Below are 15,284 nucleotides of genomic sequence, written 5' to 3'. Positions count from 1 at the left end.
GCCACAGGGCCCCACCCCAGAGGGGCAGCAGCGCCAGGCAGCCCAGCGCCAGCACCAGCACCCCCACGGCCACGCCGTAATGGCGCGGCAGGCTCGTGGCTTCAGGCTCTGGAGCTGGGGCCGAGGCCGCAGAAGGGGGAGTCGTCATGGCGGGGTCATCCGAGGCGGGGTCATCCAAAGAGMACTGAGGTGAGCACGCCGTCCATCAGCGCCACCGTGACCAGGATCATCACCACGGCGCCGGTGGTGGTGGTGCCCACCTCCTTGGGGCCGCCCCTGGTGGTGAGGCCCCAGCCGCAGGAAATCACGGCGATCTGCAGCCCGAACACCAGGGCCTTCACCAGCATCAACGGCAGATCCTCCGGCTGCATCCAGGTGCGCACCGAGTTCCAATACACGCTGGGGGGGATGTTGTACAGCAAGGAACTGCTCACTTGCCCTGACCAGATCCCCACCCCGAAGAACAGCAGGCACTGCACCGGCGCCATCACCACCATCGCCAGCACCCTCGGTACCACCAGGTACTGCACCGGGTCGGTGCGCAGCATGGTGATCGCATCAATCTGCTCGGTCACCTTCATGGTGCCCAGCTGGGCGGCGTAGGCGGTGGCCACCTTGCCGGTGAGCAGGGTGGCGGTGAGCAGGGGCGCAATCTCCCGGGAGAGGCCCAGGGCCAGCAGGCCCCCTACAGCGGCGTTGGCACCCTGCTTGGAGAGTTCGGCCACCACCTGGATGTTGAACACGGTGCCGGCGGCCAGGGCTGTGATCACCACGATCAGGAAGCTGCCGGGGCCGGCTTCCAGCAGCTCGTTCATCAGGTCGTTGACGCCGATGCGGCCGCGGGCGATGGCGCTGACCGCCTGGCCCCCGATCAGGCCGCTCACCGCCAGCCGCCGCAGCCAACGCGGGGCCCGCAGCCAGCTGGGCAACCCAGGCGAACGGGTCAGCCGCAGAGAACGCACCAGGGCAGAAGCACGGGTCATGGCTGAAGAGGAAGCCGCTCGGGCCAGCGACGCATCACCACCAGCCCCAGCACCACCAGCACCGCTGGGATCAGGCCCATGCAGAGTCGGATCGCCACCAGCGCACTGGCGGGCTGAAGGGCATCGCGCACCGCCTGGTAGCCACTCAGGCTCATCATGTTGCCGAAGAAGAACAGGGCCAGACTGATGCAGATCTTCTGGGCCAGCACCATCCAGGCGCTGTACTGGCCGGCGGGTTTTTCAGGATCAGCGTCGATGGCATCGGGTAGGAGCGCCCAGGGGATCAGGTAGGCCGTCGAGGCGCCGAGGCCAGCCACCATGATCGTGGCCAGCAACGCCGCCAGGCGCAGACCGTTGGCCAGGGAGCCCAAGGGGGCGATGCCGGCTTGCATGGCCGGCAACACCATGGCGGAGAGGCAGGCGGCGATCCAGAGCCAGGTGCCCAGATGGAGGGCCCGCAGCCGCCCGGAGCGATGGCACACCGCCGTCCACACCCAGAGGCCCGCCAGGGTGCTCACCATGAAGGGCAGCAGGATCCAGTTGCTCCAGCTCTCCGGCAGACCGATCACCACCGGCAGGTAGATGAGAGCAGCGGTCTGCATGATCTGCAGGGCGCACCAGAGCAGCAGGTAGAGGCCCAGAACGCGCAGGAAGCGGCCGTTGGCGCGCACCCGCTTCAGCAGGCGGCGGGTGGTGCCGGCGTGCTGCAGTGGCCGCTGGCAGTGGCGGGCTGCTGGGGCCAGGCCCCAGCCGCACAGCAGGGTGGAGCTGGTGACCAGCAGGCCGGTGAGCACGCCCAGCTGCAGGTAGCTGGTGGGGTTGTGGTGGTCGCGCAGCAGCAGGCCACCGAGCACGATGCCCACCAGGCTGGCGATGATCGAGCCGGTGAAGCGTGAGGAGTTGAGCCGGGTGCGCAGCGACACATCCGTGCTGAGTTCTGCCGCCAGGGCGGCATAGGGCAGGTTCACCCCGGTGTAGAAGCTGTTGGCCAGCATCGAGATCAGCAGGAACACCGCGAACTTCACCCACTGGTTGCCGGGCGGCAGCCACCACATCGCCGCCATCGCCACGCCCAGGGGCACGGCACTGCCGAGGATCCAGGGGATGCGCGGTCCCCAGCGGCTCTGGGTCTTGTCACTGAGCCAGCCCACCACCGGGTCGTTCACCGCATCCCAGMGGCGGCCGATCATCAGCACAAGGCCCGCCATCCAGGAGGGCAGCCCGGCCGCTGCTGTGTAGAAGATGAACAGGTAAAAGCCGATCAGCGAGGCGGCCATGCCGGTGCCGGCGTCGCCCAGGCCGTAGGCCCAGAGCAGGCGCTGACGGGCCGCTCCGCGCAGATCCGCGGCATCCGTGAGGGGCACCGGTGGGGCTGGCGCTTCGCTTGCGGTGGGCGCCAAGGGCTGCAGGGGAGGGGACGCGGAACGCAGGCCATAATGGCGGAGCCCGACAGGGCCAGAAGCAGTACAGACGTACTGATGCGGGCGTAGTTTAGTGGTAAAACCTCAGCCTTCCAAGCTGATGATGCGGGTTCGATTCCCGCCGCCCGCTTGCTGCTCGACGCAGTGCCGCTCCACGCCTTGCTGCTCCACGCCTTGGTGATCCGTTCCCTTCCGCGCTGCTGCCTTCTGCTCAGTTCGGTGCTGCTCTGGCCAGCCCTGGCTCCGGTCGGGGCCCGCTCAGGAGACTCTCCCCTGGGCAAGACCTCCCCAGCTGAGGCGCCCGCAACTCAGAACAGCCTTCAGGATTCGCTTCGGCAGCGGCAGGCGTTTCCCTTCCACCCCGACTGCGATGGCAACACCCAGGAGATCGTGGCCTGCCTCTGGCAGCAGCGCAACCAGGCCGATGTGAGCCTGGAAGGCCTGCTGGGCCAGGGAGCCCTGCTCGAGCCGTGGCGCTCCAGCCGGCGCCAGGTGTGCGAGCAGACAACCCGCCCGGTCGAGGGCGGCAGCATCGGGCCGATCGTGTGGCTGGGCTGCGAAAACGCGCTCAACGCCACCTTGATCGAGCAGCTCAGCGGGGCGCCGGCGCCCTGAGTCCAGGGCCTTGGTCTCCTGCGGGCTTAGGTCCCAAGGCTTCCAATCAGACCTTGAGGTTGGGGCAGATCACGCTGGCGTTCGGCGCCGGATCGTTCTGCCAGTTCCCCAGCAGACCCCGCAGCTCGGTGCGGAACTGGTGCAACTCCCGCAGGCGTTCGTCCACCAGGTCGATCTGGCGCTGGAGCTGCCGCTGGATGTCGCCACACGGGAGTTGGCCGGCGTCGTGCACCTCCAGACAGCCCTGGATGTCCTCAAGGGTCAGGCCAAGGCTCTTGAGCCGCCGGATGAACTCCAGACGGCGCAGGCTGCTTTCAGCGAACAGCCGGTAGCCCCCCGCACTGCGGCCAACCGCCGGCAGCAGGCCCAGCTCCTCGTAGTAGCGAAGGGTCTTGACCGGCAGCCCGCTCCGTTGCGCCAGGACGCCGATCTTCATGCCCGCAGGTTTGTCCATGTCCCAAGGGGGAGGGCCTGCCGGCGGGATCACTGGGGAGGGTGGCGCGACAGTCATTGGGAGAAAACTCTCCATCACAGTGGAGACTCTAGTCAGCCCTGGAGGCTTTTCTGCTGTCTGCCTTTGAGCTCCCGGGCCTATCCGCTCCCTGAAGCCCGTGTCATCCCCCGCGGGCCTTGACTCTCCAGCCAACTGGAGCCCATAGGTTAAAGGCACTGTCACCCGCAGGRCCCCAGCCCTTCCTCCAGCCCCGCGATGAGCACCCCGTCCGCCAGCCCTCCCTGTTGCCATGCCGAGGATCCAGCCGGCGCGGCCGATGGCATGGAGCGGGAGCTGGCCCGGGAACGCACCGAGCTGCGCCGCAAGGTGAGTGTGGCGGTGGTGCTCACCGCCCTGGTGATGCTCTCAAGCCTGCCCCACATGCTCGGGGTCCACAGCCTGCCCTTCCTGCCGGGCTGGTTCACCAGCCCCTGGACCCAGCTGATCCTCACCACGCCGGTGCTGTTCTGGTGCGGCCGGGGCTTCTTCAGCGGCGCCGCCTCGGCCTTTCGCCAGCACAGCGCCGACATGAACACCCTGGTGGCAGCCGGCACCGGCATCGCCTGGCTCACCTCGCTGTTCAGCACCGTCTTCCCCCAGCTGCTGATCGCCGAGGGCCTGCCGGCAGACGTCTACTACGAAACCGCCGCCGTGATCCTCACCATGGTGCTGCTGGGCAACCTGATGGAGGCCCGCGCCCGAGGGCAGACCTCCGAGGCGATCCGGCGCCTGCTGCAGCTCCAGCCCCCCACGGCCCGGGTGCTGCGTCACGGCCAGCCGGTGCAGATCCCCGTGTCGCAAGTGGTGGTGGGCGATCTGGTGCAGGTGCGCCCGGGCGAGAAGCTGCCCACCGATGGGGTGGTGAGCGAAGGGCGCTCCTGGGTGGAGGAATCGATGCTCACCGGGGAGCCCACGCCTGTGGCCAAGGCGGCGGGCGATGCGGTGATCGGCGCCTCGATGAACCGCAGCGGCAGCTTCACCTTCCGGGTCAGCCGGGTGGGGACAGGCACGGTGCTGGCCCAGATCGTGGAGCTGGTGCGCCAGGCCCAGAGCTCCAGCACCCGGGTGCAGCGGGTGGCCGATCAGGTGGTGAGCTGGTTCGCGCCGGCGGTGATCGCCCTGGCCATTGCCGCCTTTGTGATCTGGTTCCTGGTGAGCGGCAATGCGGTGCTGGCGATGCTCTTTCTGGTGAGCGTGCTGGTGATCGCCTGTCCCTGTGCCCTGGGCCTGGCCACCCCCACCTCGGTCATGGTGGCCTCCGGCAAGGGGGCGGAGAACGGCCTGATCTTCCGTAGCGCCGAGGCGCTCGAAACCGCCGGCAGGCTGCGCACCATCGTGCTCGACAAGACCGGCACCCTCACCCGGGGCCAGCCGGAGGTGACCCAGTTCGAGCGACTCGACGGTGGCGCGCTGCCTGCTGACAGCCTGCTGGCCCTGACGGCCGCACTGGAATCCCGCTCGGAGCATCCCCTGGCCGAGGCGATCGTGGCCTATGCCACACACCAGCTGCAGCCGGGCGATCTGCCGGCGGTGGCGGACTTCGAGGCCGTGGCGGGCCGCGGCGTGCAGGGGGTCATCGCTGGCCAGCAGGTGCGGGTTGGCACCCCCCGCTGGTTCCCCGAGCTCGGCATCGACACTTCAGCCCTTCAGCCCCTGGTGGAGCGCCTGGAGGCCCTCGCCTGCAGTGTGGCGGCCGTGGTAGTGGACGGGCGGATCGAGGCCTGCTTCGGGGTGGCCGATCCGCTCAAACCCAGTGCCAATCCAGCGGTGGCGGCGCTGCGGCGGCTGGGTCTGCAGGTGGTGATGCTCAGCGGTGACGCCCGCCGCACCGCCGAGGTGGTGGCCGCCCAGCTGGGGATCGAGCGGGTGGTAGCCGAGGTGCGTCCCGCCGACAAGGCCTCGGTGGTGCAACGGCTGCAGGAGCAGGGGGAGGGCCCGGTGGCGATGGTGGGTGACGGCATCAACGACGCCCCCGCCCTGGCCCAGGCCGACGTGGGCCTCGCCATGGGCACCGGCACCGATGTGGCGATCGCCGCCAGCGACGTCACCCTGATCTCCGGCAACCTGGCCGGCGTGCCGGCGGCGATCGAGCTCAGCCGCCACACCATGGCCAACATCCGCCAGAACCTTTTCTTCGCCTTCGCCTACAACGTGGCCGGCATCCCGATCGCCGCCGGTGTGCTGTTCCCCCTCACCGGCTGGCTGCTGAGCCCGATGCTGGCCGGCGCCGCCATGGCCTTCAGCTCCGTGTCGGTGGTGAGCAATGCCCTGCGGCTGCGGAACTTCCAGCCGGCGCCCCTGCCGAGGGCGGCCTGATGACGCTCCCAGCCCTAATGTCGCTCCTGCCTGCCCTAGCCGTCGCCGTCACCGCTGCCACCAGCGCCTCCACCGCCGCGCCGCTCTGGCGCAGCATCGAGCAGCCCGTGCTGCTGAAGCTTCTTGTGGCCGGCGCAGGGATGGCGCTGATCATCTGGGAGCTGTGGTGGTTCCTCGGCCGCCATGGTGGTGGCGTGGCGGCCCGCGAGGGGGAGCACGGCCTGCAGGAGATCACCATCACCGTGGACGGCGGCTATGCCCCCTCGCGGATCCGGGTGAAGGCCGGCCAGCCGGTGCGGCTCACGTTTCACAGGATCGATCCGAGCGGCTGCGTGGCCAAGGTGATCTTCCCCGATTTCCACCAATCCCTCGATCTGCCCCTGGATGCCACCACCTCCGTGGACTTGCCGGCCAAGGCTGCCGGCAGCTATCCCTTCCACTGCGGCATGAACATGGTGCGGGGCAGCCTTGAGGTGGAGTAGTCAGCCAGCCCCACCATCATGGCCAGCGCCACGTGAACGTCCCCCCTGCCGCTCGGCCGAGCCGCTCAGAGGGCAAAGAGTTCGTCGTACTGGGAGTACTCCGGCTTGCACAATCCCTCCACCGCCAGCATCCGGCGCAGCTCGATGATCTCGGCCCGCTGGGCCACGATCACAGCCCGCGCGAAGCGCCGGATCGTGGTGTTGGTGCTCTTGGCCAGGGCGTCGTGGGCCATGATCAGCGCCCCGCCGTGGTGGTGGATCATGCCCTCGAGGAACCACACCACCCGGTTCTCCCGGGTGGGTCCGGCGCCCATCATCCGCATGCCCTCGATCTGGGCCTGGCTCATGCGGGTGAGGCCGGAGAGGCTGTTGGGATCGCCGCCAGGCGCCAGCGCCACGGGATACACCGGCGCCTGGGGATACCAGGCCCTGCGCCACAGCCCCATGGCACGGATTTCGCTGGCCTGATCCCGCCAGATCGTGTTGCCCAGGGCCCCCACACCGGGCTGGTCAATGCCGAAGACGAATTCACTCATGCGCAGGGCGCCGGTGTGGTGCTGCACCATGCCGTCGAGGAAGCGCAGGTCGTAGGTGGCGCCGGCGGGGCCCACGTCATGGGCGTGGCCTGGGGTCGTCATGCCTGGCATGCCGTCCATGCCGTGATGACCCTCGTGGGGATCCACCTGGGCCAGGGCCGGGGAGGAGAGCAACGAAGCCAGAGCCAGTGCGGACACTCCGAACCGAAAGGCGGATCCAACCATGGGGAAAGGGGACAACGAAGCGGTTCAGTCCACCGTATGGTCTCCATCCAGCTGGAGAGTCAAGGGGAGCAAGCGGTCCACGCCAAGGCGCCCGCCCCCTTCGCCCACGGCAGCGAGAATGGGCTGCTGAGCCGCTCCCACCGATGACGCCGCTGCCCCCCGAGCCCGACGACCAGGATGCCGACGACAGGCTGGTGGATCGGGGCTTGCCCCTCGGCATGCGGCTGCTGGCCCTGGTGGGGGCGTTGTCGTTCGTGATGCTGGGCCTGAACAGCCTGCTGCCGGTGTTGCAGCCACCGCCCACACCGCCCTCAATGCCGGATCAGCGCGAGGGCAACCTCACCTGAGCTGATGCCCTCTGCCCCTTCGCCCCCTGCCGCTTGAAAGACCCGGCCGTCTGGGACCAGCTGCTGCAGCGCTATGTGGATGGCGACGGCAGGGTGGATTACGCCGGCTGGCAGAGCAGGGATGTGGCCACCCTCCGCGCCTGGCTGGCCGCCCAGACGGCCCACACCGAAGGGCGCCAGGAGCAGCTGGCCCACTGGATCAACCTCTACAACGCCTTCACGGTTCAGGCCGTTTTGGAGGCCTACCCGATCGCCTCGATCCGCCCCAGCCTGCTGGGACTGCCGAACTGGGTCGGTTTTCTGCGCTTCTTTCAGCGGCCGCTGCACCGGCTGCAGGACGGCTGCTTCAGCCTGGCCCAGATCGAAAATCAGCTGTTGCGCCAGCTGGGGGATCCGCGCATTCACTTCGCGATCGTGTGTGCCTCGGTGGGTTGTCCCTTGCTCCGCCAGCGCGCCTACCGCACCGACGCCGTGGAGCAGCAGCTCGAAGCTGACCTTCACCGCTTCATCCACAACCCCGCCAAGGTGCGCTTCGAGCGGGAGCGCAACATCCTCTGGGTCAGCCGGATCTTTCAGTGGTACCGGGCTGACTTTCTGGCGGTGAGCGCCTCTCTGCCCGGCTACATCCTGCCCCGGTTGGGAGATGGAATTCCCCCAGGTCCAGAGCCCCAGGTGCGGTTCCTGCCCTACGACTGGAGCCTCAATCAGCAGAGGGGCTGAGTCGGCGCCCTCTCAGCGAACGTCGTCATAGAAGCGCCGCAGGTGCCGAGGTGGCAGGCCCAGGCCCCAGAGGATGCCGATGCCGAGATAGGTGGCGATGGCCTTGCCGGCCCCCCAGGCCCGCACGCGGCGATCGGAGCTCACCACCACCCGGCGGATCAGCCGGATCCTGCCCTGCTTCAGCAGCCTGAAGCAGAGGTCACCATCTTCCAGCAGGGGCAGGGCTTCATCGAAGCCACCGCCACTCCAGAAGGTGTGGCGCCGGGTGATCATCACCTGATCGCCAAACAGCAGCCTCAGCCCCCGCAGGAACTGCAGCGGCCGAAACAGCAGCGGCGCCAGATAGGTTTTCAGCAGGTTCAGCCCCGACACGCCCCAGCAGGTGCGCTGGCCTGAGCGCATCAGCGACACAAAGCCGGCGCAGGCCACCGAGGGATCGGCCAGGGCGCGTTCGGCCACGGCCACCAGATCCGTGGGGATCAGGGTGTCGGCATGCAGGAAACAGAGCAGCGCCCCACTGGCCTGGCGAGCCCCCTCATTCATCTGCACCGCCCGGCCGGTGGCCGGCGACTGGAGCACCCGCACCCCTGCTGACGCCGCAATGGCGGTGGTGTGGTCTTGGCTGCCGCCATCCACCACCAGCACCTCCCAGGCCGGCGGGTCGAGGGCCTGCAGCCGCTCCAGGGTGGCGGCCAGGCAGGCGGCCTCATTGAGGGTGGGAATGATGATCGAGAGGCGCTGCATGGGGAGTGCGCTCAGGGCCGGCCCACCAGGCCAAAACACGGGCTCAGGGGGCCCAGGCGCCGGATCACACCCTCGTAGAGGGCCAGGCTGATCAGCAGGGAGCCGGCGCAGATCAGGGCGAATTTGGCGCCGATGGCGAGTGGCAGCGGCACCACCCACCAGCCCAGGCCCACCAGCACCGGCTGGTGCAGAAGGTAAAGCGGCATGGCGGCCTTGCTGCCGTAGCTCACCAGCGGATGGGGCGCCTTCAGGAAGCGGCGCGCCAGGGCGACCAGGGCCAGCACGGCGCACCAGCTGTTCCAGCCGCGAAAGGCCTGGAACAGCTGGGCGGCAGCAGACTCATCGCCCGCGGCGGGCGTGGCGCCGCTGAGCGTGAGGGCCAGGAACACCGCCATGCCCACCATCGCCAGCGCCACCAGGAGCCGGCGGCGCCGATCCAGCACCACCCAGAAGCCGCCCTGGTGGCAGAACAGGTAGCCGTAGACGAAATACAGCAGGTAGAGCAGCAGATTGGCCCAGTCGTCGTAGAGGTTCTGGAAGCCCGGCCAGCGGGGCCGCAGCAGGGCCTCCGAGAGCATCAGGGGCAGGGCCAGCAGCAGCAACGAGCCCAGGCTCACCCGCCAGCCTGCACCGCCTTCAGGTGGGCTGGGGCTGGCCTGAGCACTCAGCCGGCCCAGCAGCGGCAGGCAGAGCAGGGTGATCACCAGCAGGTAGGCCAGAAACCAGAGGTGGGCCCACTCGAAGTGACCCGCCGGCCGAATCCCATCGAAGAAGTGGGGGTAGAAGCGCAGGTAGCCCAGGGCTGAATCCACGCTCTGCAGGTCGTGCAAATACACCTGGGGCGGCACCAGCACCAGGATGCCCACCCCCAGGGGCAGCAGCAGCCGTTGCAGGCGCTCGCGCAGATAGGCCCCCGCACCGCGCGATCGCAGGGAGTACCAGCTCGCCGAGCCCGCCAGAAAGAAAAAGAGGGGCATGTGCCACTGATGCACCAGCACCAGAAAGCCCCCCAGGGCCGCGCTGCTCTCGGGGTTGCTCACATAGAACGTGCCCAGATCGCCCGCGTAGAACACCGCTGCGGCGTGGAAGGGAATCAGCAGCAGCACGGCCAGCACGCGGGCGCCGTCGAGGGCATGGCAGCGGGGCGCAGGGGAAGCGGCCGCAGCTGGACCGCTCACGGGCCCGTCAGGCCGGGGCTTCCGCCGCCAGCGCAGGACCGAACAGGCGGTCGGTGGCCTTCACATACCAGGGGGCGGCCTGCACCTGAACGATGTAGGCCAGGGCGATGATCAGGGCGATCTCGGAGCCTTCCGGCCCGAAGGCCGTCATCGCCAGGGCCAGGGCGATCGAGAGGTTGCGCATCACCGTGCCGTACACGAGGGCGATGCCGTCGCTGCGGGGAAAGAAGCGGCGCGCCACCAGGGTGCTGAGGGCGAAGTTGATGCCGTAGAGCAGCAGCAGCGGGATCAGCATGCGCACCAGCAGCAGGGGCTGGCCCACGATCAGGGGCGCCTTGAGCGCCATGGCCACGGCCACGATGCCCACCACGCCCAGGGTGGAGAAGGGGGCCAACCGCGGCTTGATCACCTTCCTGTAGTGCTCCGCGCCCCTGGCGGCGATCAGCGCCACGCGGGTGAGCTGCCCCAGCAGCAGCGGCAGGAACACGATCAGCAGGATCTGCTGGAACACCCTGGCCATCGGCACGTCCACCGCTGTGCCCATCAGCACCCTGGCGTAGAGCGGTGTGGCCAGGGACCCAAGCACCAGCCCCACCACGGTCATGCGCACCGCTGCTTCCAGGTTGCCCTTGGCAAACCCCGTCCAGGAGATGGTCATGCCGCTGGTGGGCAGCAGCGCCGCCAGCAACAGGCCCAGGGCCACCAGGGGTTGGCTGGCGAAGAACAGCCGGCCGATCGCCAGGGCCACGAACGGGATTACCAGAAAGTTGATCGCCTGGGCCGTGAGCTGCAGCCTGAGGTCCCTGCCACCCAGCAGCAGCGGCAGCCGCAGGTCGATCAGCATCGGATACACCATCAGGAAGGTGAGGGGCATCACCAGGCTCACCAGCCAGGCCGAGGGCAGGGTCACCCCCCAGGCCAGGCCGAGCAGCATGGCGGCTGGGATGGCCCACACCAGGCGCCGCTGCAGGGCCATCAGCAGGGCGAAGGGCCAGGGGGCGGTGGCCATGGCGGCTGCAGCGCATCGGAGTCATCACTTTACGCGTTTATGCGCATAATCAGGTGTTATTGGGTCACGGCACTGCGGCGCAGGCGAATTCGCTCCAGCGCCTTTCCACCAGTTCAAAGCAAGTCGGTGGCGCCGTGGGCAGCTTCCTGAGCAGGGCGATCAGCTCGGGGCCATGGCCACTCAGCAGCACCACCAGCTCCCTGGCCGGGTCGTAGCTGTCGAGGGCCCCAAGGCTCGGACGGATCGCTGCCGGTCCCAGCCCCTGGTGGCGCAGCTGGGCGGTCACCTCGCTTCGCGCCACATAGCGCCGGCTGAACCGCACGCCGTCCAGGCGCCAGTCGTGCTCAGGTTCGAGCGGAGCGGCCAGGTGGCAGATCAGCAGACCCCGGCCGCTGAGCCGATAACCATCCCAGGCGGCATGGCCGATCAGCAGGCTGTTCTGCTCCAGAAAGCGCGGTTCCCAGGCCCCCGAACAGGCGGATTCCTGTCCATGCCAGGACCTCGGCCCCCGCCACGGCTGCCCTGGCCCAGGCTGCCCCGGCCAAGCCGGCAAGTCAGGCCACGGCATCGACCTGCTCCGGACAGGGCACCAGGCGCTCAGTCTCCCGATCCCAGAGCTTGAACTGGGCGCAACTGAGCATGTCGCCGAGTCGCAGACAGGGCACAGCCGCCAGCAGACGGGCATTGGCCTGGTGGGCGGCGCGCAGGTTGTAGTTGGGAATGCGCTCCGAGAGGTGGTGGATGTTGTGGTAACCGATGTCAGCCGTGAACCAGCGCAGCAAGGCCGGCATCTGCAGATAGCTGGTGCCTTCCAGAGCTCCCTGCATGTGGCTCCAGCCCTCGGTGTTGTGGGCGTAGCTGCCCTCAAAGATGTGCTGAACGAAAAAGATCCACAGGAACAGGGCTGCCGAGAAGGTGAGGGTCACGCCGTAGAGCCCCAGCACCAGGCCGAATCCCCAGCGCTGGCCGGCCGCCACCACCAGGGCGATCAGCACCACGTTGTTCAGCAGCAGATCCCAGAACTCGGCCGAGCGCGGCACGGCCTGGGCCCGGACCGCCCGGGAGATCTCCTTGAGAAGCGCCAGCCTGGGCTGGATGGCGAGGTAGTAGAAGCCACCGGGGAGGGCCATCAGCGGATGGCGCAGCAAGGCGTAGGTGGCCTGCTGCCTGGCACTCAGCTGGGCGTAGTCGTCGGTGGTGATCAGGTCGGTGACGCCGCGATAGCGCTCCCAGTCGCCATTGGTGCGGTGGTGAAAGGCGTGGTCGTTGGACCAGGCCAGCTGGGGAATGGCATTCACCAGCCCGAGGATGAAGCCCCCAACCCGGTTGAGCCAGCGGCTGTGGAACAGGGAATGGTGGCCGCAGTCGTGCATCAGGGAGAAGCAGCGCAGCGAGAACAGCACCAGGGGAATCACCAGCAGGGGCACGGCCCAGGGCGCCCGCTGGGCGAGATGGATGGCGAGGGCCCAGCAGGCCAGGTAGGGGCCCACGGCGCTGAGGATCTGATAGGCGCCGCGCCAATTGCTGCTGCGGGCATAGGGGGCCAGCACGAAGTCGGCTGGCCGGAGATCGGTGGTCATGCAGGAGGGCGAGGGGGGCATCACGGCACGAGCGGAGCAGCCGGCGCGGACACCAGAGGCTGGCGCCGGCCCGGTCTGGCCCTGGAGTGCTTGTTGGGGACGTGAACGTCTGCGGCGCGTCTCAGCGCTCGGGCAGGCCCTGGCAGGCTGAAGGCGGGTGGCTTCCGGAGCTGGAAAGAAAGGCTTGGCTCATCGTGGAACCCGGTCCGCGCCGGGGGAGAGGGGTGATCACAACGGCGAGCGTTCTGACTGAAGGGTGCTCCCAGGAGCGAACCCCATCACAGCTGCGGGACAGCGCCGGACTCGCAGAGGGTCCAAGAACCCCCTCCCCACCGGACTTTCCTCCTTGCGTCCAGGGTGTGAACCACTGGAACCGTCACGGCCAGTCTGGTGCAGATGTCAGCCAACTGACGCCTCTGCGGCGTTCAGCGGGCAGCGAAGGCGATCGGGCCGAGGATCAGGGCCGCGCCAGCGACGGCGAGCAGCAGGGCCACGGCGGCGGTCCAGCGGCTGGGCAGCTGCCGCAGCACGAGATAGCTGCTGCCGCTCACCAGCACCGAGGCGGAGAAGGAACCCGCCCACCACAGCGCTGAGGCGGCACCGGCCGGAGCCTCCTGACCATGGAGCATGGCGTGCACGGCCACGGCTGCAGCGATCAGGGCACCGCAGAGCTCCAGGGCCGGCGCCCGCGGCGACTTCTGGCTGCGCAGCACCAGCAGGGCCACGGCGGGGATGGCCAGGGTCGCCAGCAGCTCGGCACCAGGCAGCCCGCCGCCCATGGCGCCGAACACGCCTCCAGCCAGGGCGCCAGCCAGCCCCCAGAGCAGAAGCTCGGCCGAGAGGTAGGAGGCCGCGGCGCCAACGGCGATCAGCAGCAGCAGGTGGTCGGTGCCCGCCAGCGGATGCAGGAAGCCTCCCACCAGGCCGCCTGAGGCCACGTTGTGGGCCTGGGCCGGCTGGCCGAGCAGCAGGGTCGTGGCGGTGGCCAGGGCCACCAGAAGGCCGAGGGAGCGGCTGGAGCGGAGGTGTTGCATGGTTTCTCCCGGTTTCCGCGCCGGGCAGGAAAGAACTCAAAGCGGCGAGCGTTCTGACTCAGGAGCAGGTCTCTCCATCACAGCTGCGGGACAGTGCCGGAGTTGCACCGGACTTTCCTCGTTGCCTTCCGGGCCAGAGGCTCGGAAACCACTCCGCTCCCATTGTGCTCCTGCTGCGGCGATTCGGCCGCAGAGGTGATCCCACAGACCTGATCTCAGGGATTCAGGTCTTCCTCGCGCCAGCCCTGCTCCAGCCGCCAGCGGCGGCGGCGGTGGGGGTGGCCCCCCAGCTCCAGCAGCTCCACCTGCTGCAGCTGGATCAGCAGCAGCTGAAAGTGGCGCGGCAGCGGCGTGGCGTCATCGAGGGCGGCCGGGAAGCTGGCGGCGCAGCAGGGGCCAGGCTCAAGGGGCGCCCCCGGCGCGGGCCAGGCCCAGAGCGCCCGGCCGCCAGGGCTGAGGCCCTGCCAATGCCTCAGCCGTGCCGCCCGATCGGCCGCAGCATCAGCTTCGAGCAGGCGCCCCCGCAGGCGGAACTGGCTGCGGGCCCTGACCAGCAGCCAGCAGAGCTCCACGGCCGGCTGCCGCCGCAGTTCAACGGCCTTGGCGCTGCGGCCATCGGTGAGCAGCTCCAGCACGCTGGCATCGGCCCAGCCGCGGAACACCAGGGTGCGCACCCGGGGGCTGCCATCGGCGGCGACGCTGGCCAGTTGCAGCCAGCGGGCCGCCGGGGAGCGTCCTTCTCGCTGACGGGCGGCCCGCAGCAGGGGGCGCCAGGGGGGGAGCTCAGTCAAACGCTCACGACCTCAAAGAGTCACGCCCTCACGCCGCTTGGCCGGAGCGCCGCTGGAACGCCAGCCCCGCACCACCCACAGCCGCTCCGCCCACAGCCAGCGCGCCAAGACCACCTGCCACGGCCAGGAACCCCAGCGTCTGCAGGGCCAGCAGGAACAGGCCCAGGGCCGAGGCGGCCTTGATCTGGATGCGGGCCTTGATCAGCAGGGTGAGCAGCAACAGCACCGTGGCCTGCAGGCCGGCGGCCTTGGCGGCGAGGGCCGCGGTGCTGATGAGGCTGAAGGGGCAGGGAAGCAGCATGGCTTGAGGGCAGTGCCCCCCATGCTGGCGGGTGGGCCCTGCCGGGCGTTGCCCCTGTTCAGCTGAAGCCCCCCAGCCGGATGCCGGCGCCCACCACCACGAAGGCGATCGCCAGGGCTGTGATGGCGCGGATGTGCCAGGCCAGGGGGCCCAGCCTGGCGTCGCTGAGGTTGGGGATGAGGCGCAGCCGGGCATCCAGGGCCAGGGCCACGGTGGCGGCCAGCAGCAGCAGCTTGGTGCCGACCAGCACGGCGATCGGGTTCGCCGGGTTGAACAGCCCCTGCAGGCCCGGCAGGTAGATCCAGGCCATGGCCAGGCCGGTGATCACCTGGATCGCCAGGGCGGTGAGCCCCAGGGGCTCAAACACCTCCTCGTAGGCCCGGATCGGCGCGGCGCTGGCCTGGCGCAGGGCCCGGGGCAACACCCCCAGATCCAGCACCAGGTGGCCGCCGGTCCACACCGTGGCGGCCAGGGCATGCACGATCACCAGCCAGGAGAACAGAGACATC

Annotated in this window: 18 protein-coding genes, 1 tRNA gene and 2 riboswitches; of the genes, 6 read left to right on the top strand and 13 right to left on the bottom strand. The window is 69.1% G+C overall.

The features are described 5' to 3' along the window. Positions 1–170: 170 nt before the first annotated feature. On the bottom strand, positions 171–917 hold the full coding sequence (locus IQ216_RS00735; protein ID WP_193813919.1) for an ABC transporter permease: 747 nt from the start codon (positions 915–917) through the stop codon (positions 171–173). 62 nt (positions 918–979) lie between these two features. Next, positions 980–2,383: an MFS transporter gene (locus tag IQ216_RS00730; RefSeq protein ID WP_370566539.1), complete on the bottom strand. Its 1,404-nt coding sequence runs from the start codon at positions 2,381–2,383 to the stop codon at positions 980–982. An 80-nt stretch (positions 2,384–2,463) separates the two neighbouring features. Between IQ216_RS00730 and IQ216_RS00725 the strand changes: the two genes are divergently transcribed. Further along, positions 2,464–2,534: transfer RNA gene (locus IQ216_RS00725), tRNA-Gly, on the top strand. Beyond that, positions 2,534–3,019, top strand: coding sequence for a lysozyme inhibitor LprI family protein (locus IQ216_RS00720; RefSeq protein ID WP_193813912.1), 486 nt, complete (start codon positions 2,534–2,536; stop codon positions 3,017–3,019). The genes IQ216_RS00725 and IQ216_RS00720 overlap by 1 nt, the downstream gene beginning before the upstream one ends. A 46-nt stretch (positions 3,020–3,065) precedes the next feature. Here the strand turns inward: IQ216_RS00720 and IQ216_RS00715 are convergent, their stop codons facing one another. Next, complete coding sequence (locus IQ216_RS00715) at positions 3,066–3,455, bottom strand: heavy metal-responsive transcriptional regulator (protein WP_186697142.1); 390 nt, start codon at positions 3,453–3,455, stop codon at positions 3,066–3,068. 273 nt (positions 3,456–3,728) lie between these two features. On the opposite strand from IQ216_RS00715, the gene IQ216_RS00710 reads away from it, so the two are divergent. Continuing rightward, positions 3,729–5,828 carry a copper-translocating P-type ATPase gene (locus tag IQ216_RS00710; protein ID WP_370566538.1) on the top strand — a complete coding sequence of 700 codons (2,100 nt, stop codon included), beginning with the start codon at positions 3,729–3,731 and terminating at the stop codon, positions 5,826–5,828. A gap of 17 nt (positions 5,829–5,845) precedes the next feature. Next, positions 5,846–6,310: a cupredoxin domain-containing protein gene (locus IQ216_RS00705; RefSeq protein ID WP_193813910.1), complete on the top strand. Its 465-nt coding sequence runs from the start codon at positions 5,846–5,848 to the stop codon at positions 6,308–6,310. Between the two features lie 65 nt (positions 6,311–6,375). On the opposite strand, the gene IQ216_RS00700 is transcribed toward IQ216_RS00705, so the two are convergent. Continuing rightward, positions 6,376–7,071, bottom strand: coding sequence for a DUF305 domain-containing protein (locus IQ216_RS00700; RefSeq protein WP_193813908.1), 696 nt, complete (start codon positions 7,069–7,071; stop codon positions 6,376–6,378). 143 nt (positions 7,072–7,214) lie between these two features. Between IQ216_RS00700 and IQ216_RS00695 the strand changes: the two genes are divergently transcribed. Next, the gene (locus IQ216_RS00695) at positions 7,215–7,418 is read left to right on the top strand and encodes a hypothetical protein (RefSeq protein ID WP_193813906.1); all 204 of its coding nucleotides are present in this window, start codon (positions 7,215–7,217) and stop codon (positions 7,416–7,418) included. Between the two features lie 33 nt (positions 7,419–7,451). Next, a complete protein-coding gene (locus IQ216_RS00690) occupies positions 7,452–8,138 on the top strand; it encodes a DUF547 domain-containing protein (RefSeq protein WP_193813904.1) in 687 nt (228 codons plus the stop codon). 12 nt (positions 8,139–8,150) lie between these two features. Here IQ216_RS00690 and IQ216_RS00685 read toward each other — a convergent pair whose 3' ends face one another. From IQ216_RS00685 to IQ216_RS00645, 9 genes are all read right to left on the bottom strand, one after another. Further along, a complete protein-coding gene (locus tag IQ216_RS00685; RefSeq protein ID WP_193813903.1) occupies positions 8,151–8,882 on the bottom strand; it encodes a TIGR04283 family arsenosugar biosynthesis glycosyltransferase in 732 nt (243 codons plus the stop codon). Positions 8,883–8,893: 11 nt separating this feature from the next. Beyond that, positions 8,894–10,060: an acyltransferase family protein gene (locus IQ216_RS00680; protein ID WP_193813901.1), complete on the bottom strand. Its 1,167-nt coding sequence runs from the start codon at positions 10,058–10,060 to the stop codon at positions 8,894–8,896. 7 nt (positions 10,061–10,067) lie between these two features. Further along, positions 10,068–11,069: an arsenic resistance protein gene (locus IQ216_RS00675; protein ID WP_193813899.1), complete on the bottom strand. Its 1,002-nt coding sequence runs from the start codon at positions 11,067–11,069 to the stop codon at positions 10,068–10,070. A gap of 64 nt (positions 11,070–11,133) precedes the next feature. Then, entirely contained in the window at positions 11,134–11,622 is a 489-nt protein-coding gene (locus tag IQ216_RS00670; protein ID WP_228006964.1) for a hypothetical protein, read from the bottom strand. Between the two features lies 1 nt (position 11,623). Next, entirely contained in the window at positions 11,624–12,649 is a 1,026-nt protein-coding gene (locus IQ216_RS00665; protein ID WP_193813897.1) for a fatty acid desaturase, read from the bottom strand. Between the two features lie 217 nt (positions 12,650–12,866). Then, positions 12,867–13,042, bottom strand: a riboswitch (cobalamin riboswitch). 32 nt (positions 13,043–13,074) lie between these two features. Further along, the gene (locus IQ216_RS00660; RefSeq protein WP_186697155.1) at positions 13,075–13,683 is read right to left on the bottom strand and encodes a HupE/UreJ family protein; all 609 of its coding nucleotides are present in this window, start codon (positions 13,681–13,683) and stop codon (positions 13,075–13,077) included. A gap of 25 nt (positions 13,684–13,708) precedes the next feature. Then, positions 13,709–13,851: riboswitch (cobalamin riboswitch) on the bottom strand. 47 nt (positions 13,852–13,898) lie between these two features. Next, a complete protein-coding gene (locus IQ216_RS00655; RefSeq protein ID WP_193813896.1) occupies positions 13,899–14,474 on the bottom strand; it encodes a pyridoxamine 5'-phosphate oxidase family protein in 576 nt (191 codons plus the stop codon). Positions 14,475–14,502: 28 nt separating this feature from the next. Further along, a complete protein-coding gene (locus IQ216_RS00650) occupies positions 14,503–14,775 on the bottom strand; it encodes a hypothetical protein (RefSeq protein ID WP_193813895.1) in 273 nt (90 codons plus the stop codon). A gap of 58 nt (positions 14,776–14,833) precedes the next feature. Then, positions 14,834–15,283 carry a CopD family protein gene (locus tag IQ216_RS00645; protein WP_186697157.1) on the bottom strand — a complete coding sequence of 150 codons (450 nt, stop codon included), beginning with the start codon at positions 15,281–15,283 and terminating at the stop codon, positions 14,834–14,836. Between the last annotated feature and the right edge of the window lies 1 nt (position 15,284).

It is taken from the genome of Cyanobium sp. LEGE 06143, from assembly GCF_015207535.1.
Lineage (GTDB): Bacteria > Cyanobacteriota > Cyanobacteriia > PCC-6307 > Cyanobiaceae > NIES-981.
This window is presented reverse-complemented; position numbering and strand designations above follow the sequence as displayed.

What these genes read in the sequence shown, in the direction of transcription:
- IQ216_RS00665 (WP_193813897.1), bottom strand. Translation starts at nt 12,649, where the DNA reads ATGACCACCGATCTCCGGCCAGCCGACTTCGTGCTGGCCCCCTATGCC.
- IQ216_RS00675 (WP_193813899.1), bottom strand. Translation starts at nt 11,069, where the DNA reads ATGGCCACCGCCCCCTGGCCCTTCGCCCTGCTGATGGCCCTGCAGCGG.
- IQ216_RS00700 (WP_193813908.1), bottom strand. Translation starts at nt 7,071, where the DNA reads ATGGTTGGATCCGCCTTTCGGTTCGGAGTGTCCGCACTGGCTCTGGCT.
- IQ216_RS00650 (WP_193813895.1), bottom strand. Translation starts at nt 14,775, where the DNA reads ATGCTGCTTCCCTGCCCCTTCAGCCTCATCAGCACCGCGGCCCTCGCC.
- IQ216_RS00710 (WP_370566538.1), top strand. Translation starts at nt 3,729, where the DNA reads ATGAGCACCCCGTCCGCCAGCCCTCCCTGTTGCCATGCCGAGGATCCA.
- IQ216_RS00685 (WP_193813903.1), bottom strand. Translation starts at nt 8,882, where the DNA reads ATGCAGCGCCTCTCGATCATCATTCCCACCCTCAATGAGGCCGCCTGC.
- IQ216_RS00645 (WP_186697157.1), bottom strand. Translation starts at nt 15,283, where the DNA reads ATGTCTCTGTTCTCCTGGCTGGTGATCGTGCATGCCCTGGCCGCCACG.
- IQ216_RS00695 (WP_193813906.1), top strand. Translation starts at nt 7,215, where the DNA reads ATGACGCCGCTGCCCCCCGAGCCCGACGACCAGGATGCCGACGACAGG.
- IQ216_RS00715 (WP_186697142.1), bottom strand. Translation starts at nt 3,455, where the DNA reads ATGAAGATCGGCGTCCTGGCGCAACGGAGCGGGCTGCCGGTCAAGACC.
- IQ216_RS00660 (WP_186697155.1), bottom strand. Translation starts at nt 13,683, where the DNA reads ATGCAACACCTCCGCTCCAGCCGCTCCCTCGGCCTTCTGGTGGCCCTG.
- IQ216_RS00705 (WP_193813910.1), top strand. Translation starts at nt 5,846, where the DNA reads ATGTCGCTCCTGCCTGCCCTAGCCGTCGCCGTCACCGCTGCCACCAGC.